Raw genomic sequence first — 18,960 nt, 5'->3', positions numbered from 1 at the left:
ATAAAAAGCGTCCTATCTGATCAAAAACGGCACTGGAAAACGCGTCCATCGTGTACTGTAATAAATATTCGTACAAGTATTGTTTAATTTACTTCCTGCCCTTTCAAGGAGCGCCCGTGCTAAAACGCTTACTGACGTTAGGATGGCTGATGGTGAGCGCAAGCGCACTGGCCGAGCCCAGCGCTAGCGAACTGAATCGCTGGCTGGATAGCGTGCGTCAACGCGCCGAGACGCTGGCCGCACAGCCCTACGCCCCACCCAAGAACGCACTGCCCGAGGCGCTCCGGACACTCGATTACGACACCTACCGCCAGATTCGCTTTGACCCCACGCGCGCCTACTGGCGCGATGATAGCCGCTTCTCTTTGCAGCTCTTTCATCGCGGCTTTCTGTTTCCCGACCCTGTCACGTTACATATCATAGAGAACGCAAACGCCACCCCGCTTGCCTTTGATCCGGACGATTTTATTTACGAAGGCAAGGCCGCAGCGCTTGAAACAGCCGACTTACGGGACGCGGGGCATGCGGGCTTTCGCCTGCACTACCCGCTCAATACGCCCGACTATCGCGATGAGTTCGCGGTGTTTCTAGGCGCCAGCTATTTTCGCCTCGTCGGTCGCGATCAAGTTTACGGCCTCTCCACCCGTGGGCTTGCCATCGATACCGCCCTTTCTGGCGGCGAAGAGTTTCCCGCGTTTCGTCAGTTCTGGCTCTTCAAGCCCGACCCCGACGACACCGCCGTGCATATCATGGCGCTGCTGGATAGCCCATCGCTCAGCGGTGCGTATCACTTTCGCCTCGCGCCCGGCCACCAAACCCGTGTTGATGTGGATGCCACCCTTTATGCCCGCGCCAACGTGGAAAAGCTGGGTATCGCCCCACTGACCAGCATGTTTGCCTACGGCGATATTAGCCGCCATCGCCCGGATGATGTGCGCCCCCGCGTGCACGACTCCGAAGGGCTTTTAACCCACACCGGACAAGGTGAGTGGATCTGGCGGCCGCTGAATAACCCGCACCGCGTTCGAGTGTCGGCGTTTTTGGACGATCACCCTAGGGGCTTTGGGCTAATGCAGCGCGAGCGTGATTTTGACCGCTATCTGGACGCAGAGGCCCAGTACCATCGCCGCCCGAGCCAGTGGGTCATCCCCGAAGGGGATTGGGGTCCGGGACATGTGGAGCTCGTAGAGCTACCCTCCCCAGATGAGACGCACGATAACATTGTGGCGTACTGGGTCGGTGCGACGCCGCTTAAAGCGGGCGAAACCCGCCATTTTCGCTACCAAACCCACACACGCACGCTCCCCCCGAGCGACCCACTGCTAGCGAAGGTGATTCGCACGCGCCAAGGTAGCGCCGCAGTGCCCGGTGAGGCCAACTCCCCAAGCGCCGATCAGCGCCAGTGGGTGGTCGATTTTGCCGGGGGTGAGCTCGCGAACCTCAGCGCCGATCAAGCCGTCGACGTGCGACTCGAAACGCTAGTCCCTGAAACGCTCTCTCCTGAACAACACGATGATGTCATCCCATGGGTGCAGGTCAAAGCCCTACCCGACCACCGCTGGCGCGCCACTTTTCGCGTTAATCCCATCGCGCTGCCGATTGATGTGCGCCTTGCCTTGACGTTAAACGGAGAAACCATCAGCGAAACCTGGAGCTACGTGATCGACCCGCCGCCCAAAGCAGGAGCCGAGGATGCCTAGCGCGCCCGCCGCACGATGCCTATCGGAGCAGCGCCCACCGTGGCCTCGCCTGCGCTGCTGGGGCCTGGCAGCGCTGGTGCTGACGACCGGTGCATTGGGCTTTTGGGCTATGTTAGGCGTTACCAGTGGCCTCGCATGGGGGTTTAAGGCCGTATTGATGACGCTGTTCGTGCTGACGTTCACCTGGGTCGCGCTCGCCTTCTGGAGCGCGCTGTGCGGCTTTATCCTCTGCCTGACGCGCCGCGACCCGCTAACGCTTGCGCCGAACGAAGGCGTGCCCGAAACCCTGGCAGCGACGCCCTTTTGCCGCACAGCGCTCATCATGCCGATTTTTCAGGAGCCCCCGGAGGCCACCCTGGCCGGACTCGAAGCGAGCTGCCGCTCCCTGCTCGCGCAGCCGGCTGGCAACCACACGTCGATCGCCGAGCGCTTCGAGGTGTTTGTGTTAAGCGATACCCAAGACAAGCACGCCGCTACCCGCGAAGCCGCGCATGTCGCCGCGCTCCAACGTCGTCTAAAAGGCCAGCTCTCTCTCCATTACCGCCGCAGGCCCAACAACCATGGGCGCAAGGCGGGCAACATCGCCGATTTTTGCCGCCGTTGGGGGCGGCGCTATGACTATTTTGTCGTGCTGGATGCCGATAGCATCATGGGCGGCGCGACCCTCTTGCGGCTGGTCAGGCGGATGCAGCATCAGCCCGAGGTGGGGCTTATCCAGAGCGTGCCGATTCCAGTGGGGCAAGTCACCCTGTTTGGGCGCTTGGTGCAGTTCGCGTCCGCCCTTTACAGCCCGATGTTGGCCGCCGGGCAGAGTTTCTGGCAGGGCGACACGGCCAATTATTGGGGCCACAACGCCATCGTGCGCACGCGCGCCTTTATGGCGAGTAGCGGCCTCCCCACACTGCCTGGAAAACCACCGCTTGGTGGCGAGCTGTTAAGCCACGATTTTGTCGAGGCAGCGCTTATGCGCCGCCATGGCTGGAAGGTCTTGCTGGATACGCAGGTAAGTGTCGCGACCGCTCAATCTGAAATAGCGCAAAGCTTTGAGGCGATGCCCAGCAATTTACTCGATTTCGCCAAGCGCGATCGGCGCTGGCTTCAGGGCAACCTGCAGCACTTGCGGCTATTAAACGGCGCCGGGCTACACCCCCTAAGCCGATGGCACTTCTTTTTCGGCGCTTTCGCCTACCTGGCCTCTCCCGTCTGGTTGGCACTGCTCGTCTGCACCAGCGTATTGATCGCTTATGTCGCCATGACCGACGCCGCAGCACTTTACGCCACGCCTCTGTCGCTGGGTCTGCTCGGCACGACGCTGGCCATGCTGATCGCCCCCAAGCTCATGGGATTGGCACTTGCGCTGCGCCAAGCGCCTAACGCCTTTGGCGGCCGAGCCCGGTTAATAGTGAGTGCGCTGCTGGAGATCGGCTTTGCTGCCCTGCTCGCCCCGCTGATGATGGCGTGGCATAGCCTGTTTATCCTCGCTATTTTGCGCGGGCGGGCGATTGAGTGGCACACCCAACCGCGAAGCGAGCGCTCGCTGAGCTGGCGTGAAGCGTGGCGGCACACCCGGGGTGTCACCTTGGCCGGCGGCGGCTGGATGCTCGTTTTAGGCATTTTTTCACCGACGGCTCTGACGTGGTTCGCGCCGGTGTGGCTTGGGCTTATCGCCTCACTGCCGCTGGTCAAGGCGACCAGTAGCGTGCGCCTCGGCGAGTGGTTCGCGCGCCGGCAGCTACTCGCGACGCCCTACCTTCCACAACCCCGTTTTCAAAAACACGGTCAAGGCGGTGTGCCGGTACTCGACGCCTATGCGCGGCACTTGAAAGCCGCCCATGCGCGCCCCCAACCGCCGGCTTGCTCCCCCCGCACTCCCCCGCCGGAGCAGCCGGGCGAGATGCCTATCCAGTCCTTTGTGCGTTTTACCCGTCCAGCACAGCGCACGCCCGCTTCACCACTAAAGGAGCCGTATTGATGCTCGCGTTCCTAAAACAGCGCGGCTTAAGGACCGTAGGCATCGCGCGCTCGCTGATCATTTACTGGCGCCCCGGCCGCCAAAGCGGGCTTAAAGCCCTCTATCGGCCTTTTGTGCCGCCGGGCTCGCTCGCCTTTGATATTGGCGCTCACCTGGGGGATCGCAGCGCGGCGTTTCACGCCCTTGGCGCCCGGGTGGTGGCACTGGAGCCACAGCCGCTGCTCGCGCATTGGTGCCGGCGGATGGTGGGTCGCCACATCACGCTGCTCCCCTTGGCGGCCGGGGCAGCGCCCGGTTATGCCGAGCTCGCCGTCAGCCCGGCCAACCTGACCGTCTCAACACTGGCGGATCAGTGGCGCGAGCAGATTGGCCAGCATAACCCAGGGTTTGCCCACCTCAACTGGGCCGCAAGCGAGCGCGTGGCGGTCACCACCCTCGATGCGCTGATCAGTGAGTATGGCGAGCCGGCGTTTATCAAGATCGACGTGGAAGGGTTTGAAGCCGACGTGCTGGCCGGGCTGAGCCGAGCAGTGGCGGCCCTCTCGGTGGAGTTTGTCGCCGGCGCGTTGGACGTTAGCCACGCCTCTGTCGAGCGTTTAAGCATTCTGGGTGACTACCGCTACAACTGCGTCGCCGGCGAACAGCGCCACTTTCAGTGGGCACAGTGGAAAAGCGCCGCCGAGATCCACGCATGGCTAAAAAATGGGGCCGACGGGCTCGCGTCGGGGGATATCTACGCCTGTCGCGTCGATCATGCTTTACTCAAACACTCATCCATTTCATCCGTTTAAGGCCCACGTATGCACGTTGATTGGCAACACCTTACCGCCCCCGAACTCACCGCCCTTGTTGACCGCGACCCGGTGGCCGTCTTGGTGCTCGGCGCCACGGAGCAGCACGGTGCCCACCTGCCGTTAAACACGGATACCACGATTGGTCTTGGCCTGCAGCACGCCATGTGCGACGCCCTCGCGAGTGAGGTCACGGCGATATGCCTGCCCGCTATGGCCATTGGCGCCAGCGACGAGCACACAAGCTTTCCCGGCACGCTGAGCCTGCCCGCCTCGCTTGCCATCGCAACGCTTGAGGCCTACGGCGAGGGCATCGCCCGGGCGGGCATCAAACGGTGGGTACTGATCAATAGCCACGGCGGCAACAAAGCCGTGATGGACCTTGCCGCGCTAACGCTGCGCCGCCGCCACGGCATGCGCGTGGTCAAGGCCACGTATACCCGCTTGCCGCCGCTGCAGGGCGCGCTCGATAGCGATGAGTTGCGCCGTGGCCTGCACGGCGGGACGCTGGAAACGGCGATGATGCTTCACCTAGCCCCTAAGCAGGTCAAGATGCAGCACACGGTGAACGCGTTAACCCAGCCGCCGACGCCTGGCGCCTTGGTTGGCCCCGAGGGGATAGCACCCTTTGCCTGGCTCGCCGAGGATCTCTCGCCCAGCGGCATTGCCGGCAATGCCACTAAGGCCACCCCGGCATTGGGCGAGCGGTTGGTGCGCCACTACGGCGGCTTGCTCGCCCAAGTGGTGGAAGAGACCGCGCGGCTTCCGCCGCTGGCTTGACGCCGCCCGCTTACCCATTGGGTCGGGCGCCATGGATGACATCGCGCAGGGCATCGTGAAGATAGTGCCCCGAACGGTTCGCTTTGGCGGTGAGATAGCGCTGGTTCTGGTCGGTCACGCTGCCGTAAAGCGCTTGCCGGGCGACCACCTCAATACCGCCGTCGCGCAGCGCGGCCATTTTCAGCGGATTATTGGTCAACAGCTGCACCTGGGTAATGCCTAGGGCATTGAGCATATCCACCGCGACGCCGTAGCGGCGCTCATCGTCGCCAAACCCCAATACCTGATCGGCATCCACGGTATCCAGGCCCGTATCCTGCAGCGTGTAGGCGCGTAGTTTGTTGGCAAGCCCGATACCGCGCCCCTCCTGCGCCAGATAGAGCAGCACCCCGCCGCCCATGGCGTTGATTTCCGCCACGGCGTTGCGCAGCTGATCGCCGCAGTCGCAGCGCAGGCTCCCGAACAGATCGCCGGTCAAGCAGGCCGAATGCAGACGGATCGGTACCGGCGTGTCTGCATTCTCCACCGCGCCGATCACCACGGCCACGTGCTCGCGCAGCCCATCGGGCTCGCGAAAGAGCACAAATCGCGACGCTTGGGCGTTCTCCAGCGGGATATCCGCTTCGCTGACGCGCTTGAGCATTCCCGGCGCCCCATGCAACGCCTTTAAAGCGTCGTCGGCATCCAAGCGTAGAAGCTCGCCCCGCGCCACTTTGGCATCGATAGCCGCTGCTGCTGCCGGCGGCCCTGTAGATCGGAAGAGCGTCGTGTAGGGAAAGAGTGTAGATCTCGGTGGTCGCCGTATCATTAAAAAAAAAAAGAGAGATGGTGTTGGCGGTGCTGGGTATAGTGAGGCTCGGCCGGCCCCGCCGCGGAGAGCCCGCTTAGGCGCTGTTTTTCGCCTTTTGGCTCAGCGACAGCCAGGGTATGCAACTGGGCCGAACTCATTTCGGCTGCCAGGGGAAGCCGCGCCGCCTCGGCGCTGAGCGAATGCCCCATGGCCGCTAAGCGGTGGCGCGTTAAGACCAGCGCCGGGCGCGAGCCCGATAGCTCAGCCAGTGTTGCCACCGAATCGCTGCCCTCCAAGGCTTGCACCAAAAGCGGCGTTGAACCGGCGTGGATCACCACCGGCAGCCCACGACGAATATCAAAAATGGCGCGTTCAATGTGGTACATAGAAGCTTCCTCGCTTTTTATTCGGACTCGCCTTCTGTTCAAGAGAGCACTTCAAATGAGCACTTCACAAGCGCCGTGCTGGTAATCGTGCGGCTTGCACGGCCGCTGGTAGACACGCATGATGAGGCCATCTCGCACCGCACGGAGGCGCCATGACCGACCCTAACGCTACGCTCAAAGACACCCCGACGCCCGCCACCGATCAGCTTGACTGCTTGGCCCCGCTGATGTCGCACCCGGAGTGGGTCATCGCTCAACTGGGGCAGAGCCTGGATGGGCGCATCGCCACCGAAAGCGGCCACTCGCACTACATCAACGGCCACGAAAGCCTGGTGCATCTGCACCGTTTGCGCGCCCTCTGCGATGCGGTCGTCGTGGGCGCGGGCACCGCCAGCGCGGATAACCCGCAGCTGACCGTGCGCCACGTTCAAGGGGCGCATCCGCTGCGGGTGATTCTCGACCCGCGCGGGCGCGTGCCGCCAACACTGACACTTTTTCAGGACGACGCGGCCCCCACGCTGCACCTGGTGGGGCCTGACGTCTCGCTTCCCGCGCCGGCCCCGCATGTTCAACGCCAGTCGTTGCCCCTGATGGCTGACGGGCAGTTTCCGCCGGCGGCGGTGATCGCCCACCTGCAAGCCCAAGGCTATGCGCGCATACTGGTGGAAGGCGGCGGGGTGACCGTCTCCCGCTTCATTGAGGCCGGCGTGGTGGAGCGCTTGCACCTGCTGGTGGCACCGCTGCTGATTGGTTCGGGCCGCCCCGGCCTTGCCATGACACCGATCGATACCCTGGCCTCTGCCCTGCGCCCGCGTGCGCGACGCTTCGCCTGTGGGGATGACACCCTGTTTGACCTCTGCCTGAAAAGCCGTTGAAGGACGCGTCAACGCCCCGCTCGCCCCAGACTCCACCGGCGTTGCCCGGCGACGCCGAATCAGCGCGACCCAAAGCCCCGGCAGCGTCGCCAGCAGCACGATCACCCCGTACGCCAGCGACACCGCCACGCCTTGGCTGGGGGCCAACCCGACCCACGCCCAGACGCTGGCGGCAGTGCCTTCTCGTAGCCCCCAGCCCGCCACGGAGAGCGGAATCAGCATCGAGAGCAGCAGCGGCGGCGCCAGCGCCAAGAGCATGCTCGCCGGCAGCTCGACGCCGATCGCCCGGGTCGCGCAGAGCATCACCAGGGCGTAGCTGAACACGATCATCAGCGACGACGCTAGCTGCCAGGCCCACACACGGCCCTGCCAGAGCCCGCGCTGAATATCCGCCCAGAGCGCGCGCACCCAGCCGGGCAAGCGCAGCCGTTCGGGTATGAAAGCGGCGGTTAGCCCCACGCAGAGCGCTACACTCCCCACGCCAACCAAGAGCCAAAGGTAGCCGCTTGGCCCTAATGCCGCGTGCCATAGCGGCGAGCTGACTAGCGCCAGCAGCGTTAACAGCCCCACGGCTAGCTGCCCCGAGGCGCGCTCGATAATCACCGCGCGCCAGGCGCTACCCTGCTGGGCTGTCTGCTGCGCGTGACGCAGCGCCCGCCCGGCATCGCCAAGCACGCCGCCGGGCAGCACTTGATTGATGAAAAGCGCCAAGTAGTACTCGGCCACCGCGTAACGGTAACGCAGCGGCACGCCAATCAGCCCTGCGGTTAGCCGCCAGCGCCACGCGCACAAGAGTACCTGGAGAACGCTGAGGGCCAGCCCCGCCAGCAGCCAGGGCAGCGAAAACGCCTGTACTTCGGCCATTATCGCGCTGGGGTCAAGCAGCAGCGCCACGGCGATCAGCACGAAGGCGCTGATCGCCAGCCGCTTCACGGCGGCGGTTGGTAGCGCGCGACTCATCATGCCGCTACCCATGCGCGGGCCTCGCCCACAGGTCGCGATGATCGACGAAGGCGCCGATTTCACCGGCGTCTACCTGGGCTAGGCGCGCTGCGCGCCACGCCTTGATCCACTCGTGCTGCTGCGGTGCCTGCTCAAGCGCCGCCTCCGCCCAGCCATTGATCAGCGGATACAGAAGGGTTATGTGCTCATCCTGGCCCGCCTTTAGCCGCCAGGGTGAAGCCGCCTCTTCCACATAAAAACCCGCGGCATCGAGGCGCTTTACCAGCGCCGCATGCGCCCGGCCGCCGAGTGCGGCACCGAAGCCTTTATCGCGCTGCTGGTGAGCGTTAAAAAGCGCCTGGATAGTTGCATCCTCGGCGTCGTTATGCGGCGTGCCACGCGCGTCGGTCAGGTGCCAGTCGCCGGTCACGCTTAGCGTGAAAAAAAGCGCCTGCCGGTGTGTCGCACAGTGCTCTACCAGCACGTCGAGCCACTCGGCAGAGACCAGATCCAAAAGCGCCGAGGCGCTGATCACATCCGCCTGCGCGGGCCAGTTCAAGGGCAGCTCGGTGAGCGAGCGGGCCGATGTCTCCAGCGTGACCGACTGGCCGTCGCGATCGCATAACCGCTGGCTGCGCTGACGTGCTTGTCGCAACAGCATGGGGTCGTGGTCCAGCAGTTGCCAGTGCTGCGGCCCGGGAAAGTGCGGCGCGAGAAAACAGACGTTGCTGCCCCGGCCGCAGCCCAGATCCACCAGTTCAAGCGGTGTCTGCTTGGTGGAAAGCCATGCTGCCGCTGCCTCCACTAAGTGCTGGCTACGCGCCTCGGCGTCTACCGGCTCGCGCAGGGTGAGCCAGTCGGCGGTGAAGTGGCTACCGGGTGCGGCAACGCCCAGCAGACGGGCAAACTGCTCGCCCGCCGATTGCCAGTCGTTGAGGTGTTCGCGCGCGGTACTCGCCCCTTGGCGAAGCTTGCCGCGCAGCGCGGGGTCGGTTAAAAAGCGCTCTAGCGCGGCGGACAGGGCATTAACGTCCCCCGGTGGCACTTTCATCCCGGCGGCGTCGGGGAGGGTATCGTTCAGCGCGCCGCCGGTGGTGGTGATGACCGGCAGGCCCCTTGCAAGCGCCTCGGTGATCACCATACCGTAGCCCTCGTACCAGGCGGGCAGCACCAGGGCATCGGCGCGTTGGTAGGCGGCTTCAAGCGCGGCGTCGTCGCACTCGCCGTGTAGGTTAAGCCTGCCCTCAAGCCCCTGTTCGCCTATCAGCATCGTCACACGCTGAGCAAACGCCGGGTCGCGCTCGGTGCTGCCGTAGCAGTCGCACCGCCACTCAAGATGCGACAGCGGCGCCAGCGCTTGCGCCAAGAGATCCTGCCCTTTACGCGGCACCAGGGTGGCCACACAAAGAAAACGCACCGTTGCGCCATCATTGGGCTCACTCAAGGGTGCGGGTGCCACGCCGGGCTCCACCACACCGATTTCCGGCAACGTCACCGCGCGATCCACGGCGAGTGTGGCCAGGCGGCGCTTCGTGAAGGGGCTGGTCACGATAATGCGCGCAACCGTCGCGAGCGCGGCCACTTCACTGTAGTGGAACTGGCGCTGCCGGGCGGGCGAAAGCCCCTGCTCGTCGCCTAGCGGGTGGTGTACTAACGCGGTGATATCCAGCCGCTGATGATGTTGTGCCACCACCTCGGGCAGTGCGCCCATGGCCAGGCCGTCGATCACCACGCGGCTATCGTCTGGCTGAGCAGCCAAGGCGGCGTTCAGTGCTTGGCGGGCGGTCGTGTCGGCGTCGGGGAAGCGCCCCTCAAGCCCGACCACGTCCACCTGCCAGCCGGCCTCGCGTAGCGCCTGAGCGATATGCGCATCGTAGAGATAGCCGCCGGTGCGCTGGTTCGGGTCACCGGCCACTATCACGCACAGGCGCTCGCTCACAGCGCGCCCTCGAAGCTTGCCCAGGCGATATGCGACTCATGGAGTTTAACCTCTAAGCGCTCGATGCCGGTGGCCGTCTCGCCCAGCGCCCCCTGCTTAATCGCCGCGGCAATACGGTCAAAAATCACCTTGGCCATGAACTCGGTGGTGGTGTTGTGCCCTTTAAACTCGTCGACTTCGTCCAGGTTGCGGTAGTTGTAGTCGGCCAAGATGGCTTTCAACGCGTCACCCGCCAGGCCAATATCGATCACTAGGCCGTCGCTATCGAGCGTGGGGCGCTGGAAGGCCACGTCGACCACGTAGGTAGCGCCGTGCATCTGCTGCGCGGGGCCGAAGGTTTCACCCTTGAAGCTATGGGCAATCATCAGGTGGTCACGAACGCAAAGACGGTACATGAAAACTCCTTGTCTCGATCGAGCGAGCGCGTCGCTTTTTATGACGGCTCAATAACGTATCCGATGGCAGAGCACGCCGCTGTCGGGGGCAAAAATATCGGCGGCAACGTTGGGCAGTGCCGCAAAGCTTGACTCACCGCTGATGAGCGCATCCAACGCAGGGTCTGCTAATAAGCGTAGTGCTAAGGTAAGGCGCCTTTCAAAACTCCACCTTGGCTGTTGATGCGTGGGCAGCCGCCCGACTTGGCTGGCGCGTAGGGTCAATCGCTGCGAATGAAACGCACCGCCAAGCGATACGGGCACGCTGCCTTCGCCATACCAGCTCATTTCGATAATGCGCGCCTCCGTCCCGGCCAGCGCAAGCGCCGTGTTCAGCCCTTCGCTGTGGCCGCTGGCGTGAATGACGAGGTCCCGGTCGGCGTGCGCGTTGGCCGGCAGCGCAAAGGGGAGTTCGAGGGCGTCGGCTAGCGCCTGGCGCTTAGGGTCGATATCCACCAGCTGCACCTCGGTGCCGATGATGCGCCGACAGAGATACGCCGTCAGTGCCCCGACCACCCCGGCGCCGATCACCGTGATGCGCTCGCCTGGCAGCGGGCTTGCATCCCATACGCCGTTGATAGCAGTCTCCATGTTGGCGGCGAGAATGGCGCGCTCGGCCGGCGTGCCCTCGGGCAGCACATGCACGGCACTGGCGGGGACGACATAGCGGTCCTGGTGCGGATAGAGACAAAAGACCGTCTTCCCTTTGAGTGCCGCCGGGCCGGCGACTACCTCGCCCACGCTGCTGTAGCCGTATTTTACCGGGGCGGGGAAGTCGCCCTCCTGAAACGGGGCGCGCATGCGCCTCTGTTCGGAGACCGGCACGCGTCCGTGAAACACCAGCGCTTCGGTCCCACGACTGATGCCGCTATAGCGCGTTAGCACTTCCACCGGCGCTTCGATATCGGCCCGTTGCAGCGGCGTCTGGCGCAGCTCCCCTTTACCGGGCGCGCTCAGCCAGAAAGCCGTGGCATCTTGATTTGCCATGCGTCATCCTTACTGTATCTGCGGATTTAAAGGTCTCTTCAATACCTATCACTCTACTCGACAACAGCACCATCTTCTACAAGAATGGTACATAGCAGCAGTATTGCAACAGCTTTTATCATTTTATCGCCGGGAGCGACCCGATGTTCCTGTACCGCCCTACTCCCTCCACCTTAACGCTCTCCAAGCGTCTCTCTACCTTGGCGGAGGTCGTCGTAGGCGGCCTGGTCTTGCTGCTGTTAAGTTACGCGTTCCCTCGCGTCATTGAAGGCGCGGAGCAGCGCGCGCTCGCGCTCTTGATCTATAGCGTGATCGGGGTAGGCATCGTGCGCTTCTGGCCGCTCGGGGCGCTCGGGTGGGCCAACCGGGTGACGCTACTGCGCGGCGTGCTGGTAGCCCTGGTCGCCGGCGGGCTCTCGGCCGAAGCCACGACGCTGGCGCAATGGCAGTGGCTGGGTATCGCCACTGCCGCCCTGCTGCTCGACGGGGTGGATGGCTTTATCGCGCGCAAAGCCCACTGCCAATCCGCCTTCGGCGCCCGCTTTGACATGGAGATGGACGCGCTGTTGATTCTGCTGCTTAGCCTTGCGCTGATTTCCCACTCAGGGCTTGGCCCGTGGGTGCTGCCGATTGGTGCCATACGCTACGCCTTTGTGGTGGCAGGCGGGGTCTATCCGTGGCTGAAAGCACCGCTTTTTGCCAGCCGGCGGCGCAAAGCGGTGTGCGTTTGGCAAGTCAGCGCCCTGCTGCTGGCGCTAACGCCGATCACCTCCAGTGAGACGGCGGCGATACTGGCGCTTAGCGCGCTCTTCACGCTGGTTTACTCCTTCGCGGTGGATGTGCGCTGGCTCTATCTTAGGCGCCTCTCTTAGCGCGGCTGGCACGCTCTCTGCATAGCGCTCTACCGCTACTTCCCTACAGCGAACGCCCGCCTCGCGTTATCGGAGAGACCATGCCGCAGCCTCTGCCTGTTATCCCGTCCCCTACCACCGCACTTGACGCGCACGCCTTCCAGGCCCGCGCTCACCGTCACTTACGCCGGCTCTACGGCGAGCGCGCCGATGAAGTCCTGCGCCGCTTGATGGTGCTTCTTGAGCACCAGGCGCCACCAGCGGAGACCCAACCCGACGCACCGCTTTGGAGCGAGCGCGACCAGTGGCTGATCACCTACGCCAACAGCGTGCTTGATGGCGATACCCCACCCCTTGCCGTGCTCGCGGACTGTCTCTCCACGCACTTGCGCGACACCTTCAGTGGCGTACACTTGCTGCCGTTTTTCCCCTGGAGCAGCGACGACGGCTTCTCGGTGATTCATTACCGCGAGGTCGACCCAGCGCTCGGCGGCTGGCAGGACGTGCGTGCGCTTTCCCGCTATGGCGATCTGGCGGTCGATCTGGTGCTGAACCACGTCTCGCGGGAGTCGCTCTGGTTTGTCGATTACCTCTCGGGCAGCCTGCCCGGGCGCGACTACTTCATCGAAATGGACCCGGCGACCGACCTTTCCGCCGTGGTGCGCCCGCGAAGCACGCCGCTTCTGGCGCCCATCGCCACGCGGCGCGGCACCCGCTACGTCTGGGCGACGTTTTCCGAGGACCAGATTGATCTCAACTTCGCCAACCCCGACGTGCTGCTGGAGTTTGTCGGTATTCTGCTGTTCTATTTGCAGCAGGGCGCCCGGGTGATTCGCCTGGACGCGATCGCCTATCTGTGGAAAGAAGTCGGCACGCCGAGCATTCACCTGCCACAAACCCACGAAATCGTGCGCCTGCTGCGCGCGGTGGTGGACCACGTCGCCCCTGGCACGCTGCTGCTGACCGAAACCAACGTGCCCCATGAAGAGAACATCAGCTATTTCGGCGCCGACAAAGCCCATTTGGTGTATCAATTCCCGCTGCCCCCGCTTCTGCTGCACACGCTGACCAGCGGCGAGGCGGGCACCCTGGCCACTTGGCTTTCACGCCTGCCCGAGTTGCCACCGGGGTGTCGCTTTCTTAACTTTACCGCCAGCCACGACGGCATCGGCGTGCGCCCGCTGGAGGGCATGCTCGCGCCGCACGATATTGAAGCACTGACCGAGTTGATGCACCGTTTTGGGGGCTTTGTCAGCATGCGCCGCCAGCCTGATGGCAGCGACACGCCTTATGAAATCAATATCACCTGGTTTGACGCCATGAAGGGCACGCGGCGGGGCGTGGACCACTGGCAAGTGCCGCGCTTTCTCTGCGGCCAGCAGTTAATGCTGGGGCTGCAAGGCATTCCCGCCGTCTACCTGCATACCCTTACTGGCACGCTGAACGACCTAGAAGGCGTGGAGCGCAGCGGGCGGCTGCGCTCGATCAACCGTCGCCGTTGGCAGCGCGATGAACTAGAGAGGCTTTTGGCCACGCCCAGCACCACCACCCACGACGTCTTTTTTGCGCTCAAGCGTCTACTGGACGTACGCCGGCGGGAGCCTTGCTTTCACCCCGATGCCGCCCAGCGTGTGCTGGAGACGCCCGCGACGCTTCTGGCCTTTGAGCGCGGCCCGCTAACCGATGGCCGCCGCCTGCTGGCGATTCACAACGTGACCGATACCCCGCAGCCGCTCGATGCCCTGGCCGGCGTATTCAATGACAAGCGCTGGGAGGATATCGCAAGCCATGACACTTGGGTGGCGACGGATACCCTGCCGCCCTATGCGGGGCTGTGGTTGGTGGGCAGTTGACGCCAGGCCCGCCACCCTTAGACAAGCTCAGGGTGAGCGGTTAAACATCGCCTTGGTTATCCGCTTCTACCGCCGCGTGCAGGCGCGGCAGGATGCCGGGGATCGCCGCGCGCACGCGGTTCCAGCTGGGGATAAACGGGCGCTCGCCGGGGTTGTCGAGAAAGGCGCTGCCCGCCTCCAGAAGGTTGGCGGCGAAAAGCTCCACGGCGCGCTCCTCGGCGTGGCGATCCAGACTCAGCCCGTTCATCACCGCATCGTGGTCATACGCTTCGATCAAGTCCAGCGCCAGGCGGTAGTAGGTGGCTTTCAGGGTGCGAAACCCCTCCGCGCTAAAGGTGACGCCTTGGGTGGCCAGCTTGCGGTAGAGCGCCTTGGCGATATCCAGGCTCATGCGGTTGAGGCCGGTGGTGGCATCCTCTTCCGATACCGGTTGATGCTTGTGATCGTAGGCATCGGCGAGGTCAACCTGGCACAGCCGTTTGGTCGAGTAGTTGCGATGCACCTCCGAGAGCACCCCAATCTCAAGCCCCCAATCGGCGGGAATGCGGATACCGTCGAGCACCTCCGCGCGCATCGAGAACTCACCCGAGAGCGCATAGCGGTAGCTGTCGAGGTACTCAAGATAAGGCAGCGGACCATGGATCTTTTTTAGCGCACGCAGCAGCGGCGTGACCATCAGACGGGAGACGCGACCGTTGAGCTTGCCCTTCGCGATGCGCGGATAGTAGCCCTTGCAGAACTCGTAGTTAAAGTGCGGATGCGCGACTGGATAGAAAAGGCGCGCCAGCAAACCGCGGTCGTAGGTCAAGATATCGCAGTCATGCAGCCCCACGACTTCGCCCCGCCCCGAGGCCTGAACAAACCCGGCGCAAAACCAGACATTACGCCCTTTGCCCGGCTCGCCCGGCGAGAGCCCCTGGGCTTCCAGCTCCTTATCCAGGGCGCGCAGCCGGGGACCGTCGTTCCACAAAATCCGGTGGCGCTGCGGTAGGCGCGAAAAGAAGTCGCGCGCGTGCAAGAACTGCTTGCGGTCGGCGCGGTCGAGCCCAATCACCACCTCGGACAAATAGGGCACTTGGGCAATGTCGTTGACGATCGCGTTGAGCGCCGGACCTTCTAGCTCTGAGTAGAGCGAGGGCAGAATCAGACTCATCGGGCGGCGCTGGCTAAACCCGAGCAACTCCTCTTCCAACGTTTCTACCGGGCGCCGGGTGAGGTTATGAAAATCGGTGATAATGCCGTTTTGATGGAAGTCGCTCATCGCGTCACCTCCGCCGCCGATTGACTCAGCGCCGCTGGCATTACCCGGCACTCGGCTCGCCCCCACCAGTGGGCCACCCCCTCGGCCCAACCGCTTGGCCCTGTGGCCTCGGTGCGGTAAAGCGCCGCTTGCTGTGGCGCCACTTCAAACCCATGAAAACCACGAATCACCACCGCTTGATCCACCGCTTCGAGCATGGCGACATCGTTGGGCCCGTCGCCTAGCGCCAGCGTTTGCGGCGCTACCCCTCTAAGCGACGCAAAGCGCTCGATCAGCCACTGCACCGCGCTGCCTTTGTGCGAGTGGCCGGTCACGTGCCAAAAACGCCCTCCGCGCACAAGCTGTAACCCATCGCCATCGAGACCCTGGCGCAGCGCGTCGAGCCCCGCGTCACTGCCTTCCCACACCAGCGGCTCGCTGCCCTCACGCAAGCGCGCCAGCCGCGCCTCGAGCTCGGGGAGGCCGGTGAAAGTGCAGAGTGCCTCCAGGGTCATCTCGCTCATGGTGGTGAACGCCATCCCCGGCGTATCCGCCAGGCGCCCGCGCCAGACGTTGAGCCGCTGACGAATAAAGCCGATATCCACTCCCAACGTTTGAATCGCGAGCCCGTCGCGACCGAGCTGGCGATCTAGTCGCGCGTGGCACCAGTCGCTAGGCAGCCCCACCACCGCGCCGTTTTCAGCGATAAAAGGCGCGCTTTCCAACCCCAGCGCCACGCGCAGCGGCAAGATCTCGCTGCGAGTTTTGCTCGTCACCGGAATCACTGGCACGCTCTGTGCTTTAAGCCGCGAAAGCCAAGGAATCGCCGGCGACCAGTCGTAGCTGTGATGATCCAGAAGCGAGCCATCTAAATCGGTAAACAGTAGGCGCGCGGGCGGCGAGGCACTCGCGGCGGTAGTGGGCGTTTTCATAGAAGGCATAGCAGCACCTGCAGCAGAGAGGGAGCGCATTGCGAAAGCGTTAACAAGCCAATGCATAGTTCGTGCCAATCAAAGCTGCCCTCGTGTTTTGAAGAAGCCATGGCGCTGATAGAGGCACCCCTGCACACGCGGCGCACCCCACAAGAGCCCTCTTTCGCACCAAAGAAGTGCATCAATCCGCGTGGCTCGACACTGCTTCCTACGAGGCAGGCATGTTAACCTAAGGTCGAACTTTAGGCTGAGAGTCCCACGCATGATGACGCAGAGTGAGCCACAAACGATTCTTCTGGTGCCCACCAGCGAAGGCGCGGGCTTAACGTCCGCCTGCCTGGGGCTGATTCAAGCGCTAGACACCATCGGTTTAAAGGCGGGTTTTTTAAAGCCGTTCATGCAGGATGAGCTTAACGGCCCGGGACCAGACCGCTCGACCGCGCTGGTGTCGCGCACGCTCCACCAACGCCCGCCGTCACCGATTTCCCAAGCGCGCCTGGAGCGTTTGCTGCGCGATGACCATATCGATGACTTGATGGAAAGCGTCATCGAGCTTTACGACCAGGTGACCCATCAGGCCGAACGTGACGGCACCGCGCTCGATTTGGTCGTGGTGGAAGGGGTCGTGCCCACGACGCGCACCACCTACGCCACCCAGACCAACACCCAACTGGCGCACGCACTCAATGCGCGCATTATCCTGGTCGGCACCGGCGACCTTGAAGCGCCGCAGCGGCTTGCTGAAGAGCTGGATATGCACGCCAGAAACTTCGGCGGCATCAGCTCCTCGCGCACCTTGGGCTGCATGCTGATGCGCATGCGTAACCTCCCCTATGCGCAAGACGATACCCAGCTGGGTGATGCGACCGCCGCCCCGGGTGCCATCAAACCACAACTAGAGGCGCCGGTGCTTGAGGAGCTTCGCCGCCACTCGCCGGCGCTTGCCACCGAGCGCTTCCACCTAATTGGCGTGGTGCCCTACAGCAGAGCGCTTAGCGCCCCGCGTACCATGGATGTGGCCCGGGCGCTCAATGCCACCCTGCTCAATGAAGGCGAAGCGGCACAGCGGCGGGTGTTGTCAACCAGCCTGTGTGCCCGCAGCGTTGCCAACGCACTGCATGTCTTCAAGCCCGGCAGTCTGGTGGTGACCTCTGGCGATCGCGATGACGTGGTGCTGGCCGCCGCGCTCGCCACCATGAACGGCACGCGTTTGGCCGGTGTCTTGCTCGCCAACGGCTATACGCCCAACGCCGATATGATCGAGATGTGCCGCCCGGCCCTGCGCACGGGCCTGCCGGTGCTCTCGGTAGAGACCAATAGCTTGGACACGGCGACCCACCTGAGTCAGCTCAGCGCGGAAATCCCCGTGGATGATTTCGAGCGCGCCGAGCGCGTGGCGCAGTTTGTCGCCGCGCATATCGATTTAGACTGGCTCAAAGACACCCTCAAAGATCACCTTAACCGCGGCTATACCCGCCGCCTGTCGCCGTCGGCATTTCGCCACCAGTTGGTGAAGCTCGCTCAGCAGGGCCACAAACGCATCGTCCTGCCGGAAGGCAACGAGCCGCGCACCATCGAAGCGGCGATTATCTGCCAGCGCCGCGGCATCGCTCACTGTGTGCTATTGGGTAACCGCGAAGAGATCGAGAACATTGCCCACCACCGCGGCCTGACGCTGCCCGATGAACTCACGATCATCGACCCCGAAAGCACCCGAGCAAGCTACATCGAACCGATGGTGGCGCTGCGCCGTGGCAAGCTCAACGACATTACCGCGGATGCCCAGCTGCATGACAACGTGGTGCTGGGCACCATGATGCTGCAGCTCGACGAGGTGGATGGCCTGGTCTCCGGCGCCGTTCACACCACTGCCAATACCGTGCGCCCGGCGTTTCAGCTGATCAAGACCGCTCCCGAATACCGCCAGGTGTCGTCGATCTTTTTCATGCTGCTGCCCGAGCAGGTCGTGGTGTACGGCGATTGTGCGGTCAACCCCGACCCGGACGCCGAAACGCTGGCCGAAATTGCGCTGCAAAGCGCTCGCTCCGCCGAGGCGTTTGGCATCGAGCCCCGGGTGGCGATGATCAGCTACTCGACGGGTGAGTCGGGCAGCGGCGCGGACGTGGAGAAAGTGCGCGAGGCGACACGCATCGCCAAAGCGCGCGCCCCTCACTTGGCGATCGACGGCCCGCTGCAGTACGACGCCGCCGCCATTGAGAGCGTGGGCCAACAAAAAGCGCCTGATTCACCCGTGGCGGGTCGCGCCACCGTGTTTGTGTTCCCCGACCTCAATACCGGCAACACCACCTACAAAGCAGTGCAGCGCAGTGCGCGGGTGGTCAGTGTCGGCCCCATGCTGCAAGGCTTGAACAAGCCGGTGAACGACTTATCCCGCGGCGCCCTGGTGGACGATATTGTCTACACCATCGCGCTTACCGCGATTCAGTCTTCGCAGCAGCGCGCCTAGACAGCTACGGTAATCACAACA

At 63.6% G+C, this 18,960-nt stretch carries 14 protein-coding genes and 1 pseudogene; 8 read left to right on the top strand and 7 right to left on the bottom strand.

What is annotated here, in order from left to right; genetic code table 11:
* The first annotated feature begins 116 nt into the window (after positions 1–116).
* From BQ9846_RS01815 to BQ9846_RS01800, 4 genes are read left to right on the top strand one after another with little or no spacing between them, the layout of a single operon-like run.
* Positions 117–1,700 (top strand): OpgD/OpgG family glucan biosynthesis protein, encoded by a 1,584-nt coding sequence (locus tag BQ9846_RS01815; RefSeq protein ID WP_328585363.1) that lies wholly within the window; start codon positions 117–119, stop codon positions 1,698–1,700.
* Complete coding sequence (gene mdoH, locus BQ9846_RS01810; RefSeq protein ID WP_075878905.1) at positions 1,693–3,672, top strand: glucans biosynthesis glucosyltransferase MdoH; 1,980 nt, start codon at positions 1,693–1,695, stop codon at positions 3,670–3,672. Before BQ9846_RS01815 ends, mdoH begins: the two co-directional genes overlap by 8 nt.
* Positions 3,672–4,463: an FkbM family methyltransferase gene (locus BQ9846_RS01805; protein WP_075878904.1), complete on the top strand. Its 792-nt coding sequence runs from the start codon at positions 3,672–3,674 to the stop codon at positions 4,461–4,463. Before mdoH ends, BQ9846_RS01805 begins: the two co-directional genes overlap by 1 nt.
* Positions 4,464–4,472: 9 nt before the next feature.
* Positions 4,473–5,243 (top strand): creatininase family protein, encoded by a 771-nt coding sequence (locus BQ9846_RS01800; RefSeq protein WP_075878903.1) that lies wholly within the window; start codon positions 4,473–4,475, stop codon positions 5,241–5,243.
* A gap of 10 nt (positions 5,244–5,253) precedes the next feature.
* Here BQ9846_RS01800 and ribA read toward each other — a convergent pair whose 3' ends face one another.
* Positions 5,254–5,955: a GTP cyclohydrolase II gene (gene ribA / locus BQ9846_RS01795; protein WP_235818884.1), complete on the bottom strand. Its 702-nt coding sequence runs from the start codon at positions 5,953–5,955 to the stop codon at positions 5,254–5,256.
* Between the two features lie 616 nt (positions 5,956–6,571).
* Here ribA and BQ9846_RS01785 point away from each other — a divergent pair.
* Positions 6,572–7,294 carry a RibD family protein gene (locus tag BQ9846_RS01785; protein ID WP_075879452.1) on the top strand — a complete coding sequence of 241 codons (723 nt, stop codon included), beginning with the start codon at positions 6,572–6,574 and terminating at the stop codon, positions 7,292–7,294.
* Positions 7,295–7,381: 87 nt separating this feature from the next.
* Here BQ9846_RS01785 and BQ9846_RS16865 read toward each other — a convergent pair.
* The 4 genes and pseudogenes from BQ9846_RS16865 to BQ9846_RS01765 all read right to left on the bottom strand — a co-directional run.
* Positions 7,382–8,254, bottom strand: a pseudogene (locus tag BQ9846_RS16865) (lysylphosphatidylglycerol synthase transmembrane domain-containing protein); the annotation flags it as partial.
* A 7-nt stretch (positions 8,255–8,261) separates the two neighbouring features.
* Complete coding sequence (locus tag BQ9846_RS01775) at positions 8,262–10,175, bottom strand: glycosyltransferase (RefSeq protein ID WP_075878901.1); 1,914 nt, start codon at positions 10,173–10,175, stop codon at positions 8,262–8,264.
* A complete protein-coding gene (locus BQ9846_RS01770) occupies positions 10,172–10,570 on the bottom strand; it encodes a 6-pyruvoyl trahydropterin synthase family protein (RefSeq protein ID WP_075878900.1) in 399 nt (132 codons plus the stop codon). The genes BQ9846_RS01775 and BQ9846_RS01770 overlap by 4 nt, the downstream gene beginning before the upstream one ends.
* Before the next feature lie 48 nt (positions 10,571–10,618).
* On the bottom strand, positions 10,619–11,596 hold the full coding sequence (locus BQ9846_RS01765) for a zinc-dependent alcohol dehydrogenase (RefSeq protein ID WP_075878899.1): 978 nt from the start codon (positions 11,594–11,596) through the stop codon (positions 10,619–10,621).
* Positions 11,597–11,739: 143 nt separating this feature from the next.
* Between BQ9846_RS01765 and BQ9846_RS01760 the strand changes: the two genes are divergently transcribed.
* Both BQ9846_RS01760 and BQ9846_RS01755 read left to right on the top strand, forming a co-directional pair.
* Complete coding sequence (locus BQ9846_RS01760) at positions 11,740–12,468, top strand: CDP-alcohol phosphatidyltransferase family protein (protein ID WP_075878898.1); 729 nt, start codon at positions 11,740–11,742, stop codon at positions 12,466–12,468.
* 80 nt (positions 12,469–12,548) lie between these two features.
* Entirely contained in the window at positions 12,549–14,300 is a 1,752-nt protein-coding gene (locus BQ9846_RS01755; RefSeq protein WP_075878897.1) for a sugar phosphorylase, read from the top strand.
* A gap of 40 nt (positions 14,301–14,340) precedes the next feature.
* Here the strand turns inward: BQ9846_RS01755 and BQ9846_RS01750 are convergent, their stop codons facing one another.
* Together BQ9846_RS01750 and BQ9846_RS01745 are read right to left on the bottom strand one after the other, a co-directional pair.
* Positions 14,341–15,561 (bottom strand): glycosyltransferase family protein, encoded by a 1,221-nt coding sequence (locus tag BQ9846_RS01750; RefSeq protein ID WP_075878896.1) that lies wholly within the window; start codon positions 15,559–15,561, stop codon positions 14,341–14,343.
* The gene (locus tag BQ9846_RS01745) at positions 15,558–16,481 is read right to left on the bottom strand and encodes an HAD-IIB family hydrolase (protein WP_075878895.1); all 924 of its coding nucleotides are present in this window, start codon (positions 16,479–16,481) and stop codon (positions 15,558–15,560) included. The genes BQ9846_RS01750 and BQ9846_RS01745 overlap by 4 nt, the downstream gene beginning before the upstream one ends.
* Positions 16,482–16,734: 253 nt before the next feature.
* Here BQ9846_RS01745 and pta point away from each other — a divergent pair, with 253 nt between their 5' ends.
* Positions 16,735–18,939: a phosphate acetyltransferase gene (pta, locus tag BQ9846_RS01740; RefSeq protein ID WP_075878894.1), complete on the top strand. Its 2,205-nt coding sequence runs from the start codon at positions 16,735–16,737 to the stop codon at positions 18,937–18,939.
* Positions 18,940–18,960: the final 21 nt, after the last annotated feature.

This window comes from Vreelandella massiliensis, from assembly GCF_900155385.1.
Taxonomy (GTDB): Bacteria; Pseudomonadota; Gammaproteobacteria; order Pseudomonadales; family Halomonadaceae; genus Vreelandella; species Vreelandella massiliensis.
This window is presented reverse-complemented; position numbering and strand designations above follow the sequence as displayed.

Bases quoted from the DNA above. Each gene is read 5' to 3' on its own strand.
- BQ9846_RS01750 (WP_075878896.1), bottom strand. From the start codon at position 15,561: ATGAGCGACTTCCATCAAAACGGCATTATCACCGATTTTCATAACCTC.
- BQ9846_RS01800 (WP_075878903.1), top strand. From the start codon at position 4,473: ATGCACGTTGATTGGCAACACCTTACCGCCCCCGAACTCACCGCCCTT.
- BQ9846_RS01755 (WP_075878897.1), top strand. From the start codon at position 12,549: ATGCCGCAGCCTCTGCCTGTTATCCCGTCCCCTACCACCGCACTTGAC.
- BQ9846_RS01805 (WP_075878904.1), top strand. From the start codon at position 3,672: ATGCTCGCGTTCCTAAAACAGCGCGGCTTAAGGACCGTAGGCATCGCG.
- BQ9846_RS01785 (WP_075879452.1), top strand. From the start codon at position 6,572: ATGACCGACCCTAACGCTACGCTCAAAGACACCCCGACGCCCGCCACC.
- pta (WP_075878894.1), top strand. From the start codon at position 16,735: ATGATGACGCAGAGTGAGCCACAAACGATTCTTCTGGTGCCCACCAGC.
- BQ9846_RS01765 (WP_075878899.1), bottom strand. From the start codon at position 11,596: ATGGCAAATCAAGATGCCACGGCTTTCTGGCTGAGCGCGCCCGGTAAA.
- BQ9846_RS01745 (WP_075878895.1), bottom strand. From the start codon at position 16,481: ATGCCTTCTATGAAAACGCCCACTACCGCCGCGAGTGCCTCGCCGCCC.
- BQ9846_RS01760 (WP_075878898.1), top strand. From the start codon at position 11,740: ATGTTCCTGTACCGCCCTACTCCCTCCACCTTAACGCTCTCCAAGCGT.
- BQ9846_RS01770 (WP_075878900.1), bottom strand. From the start codon at position 10,570: ATGTACCGTCTTTGCGTTCGTGACCACCTGATGATTGCCCATAGCTTC.
- mdoH (WP_075878905.1), top strand. From the start codon at position 1,693: ATGCCTAGCGCGCCCGCCGCACGATGCCTATCGGAGCAGCGCCCACCG.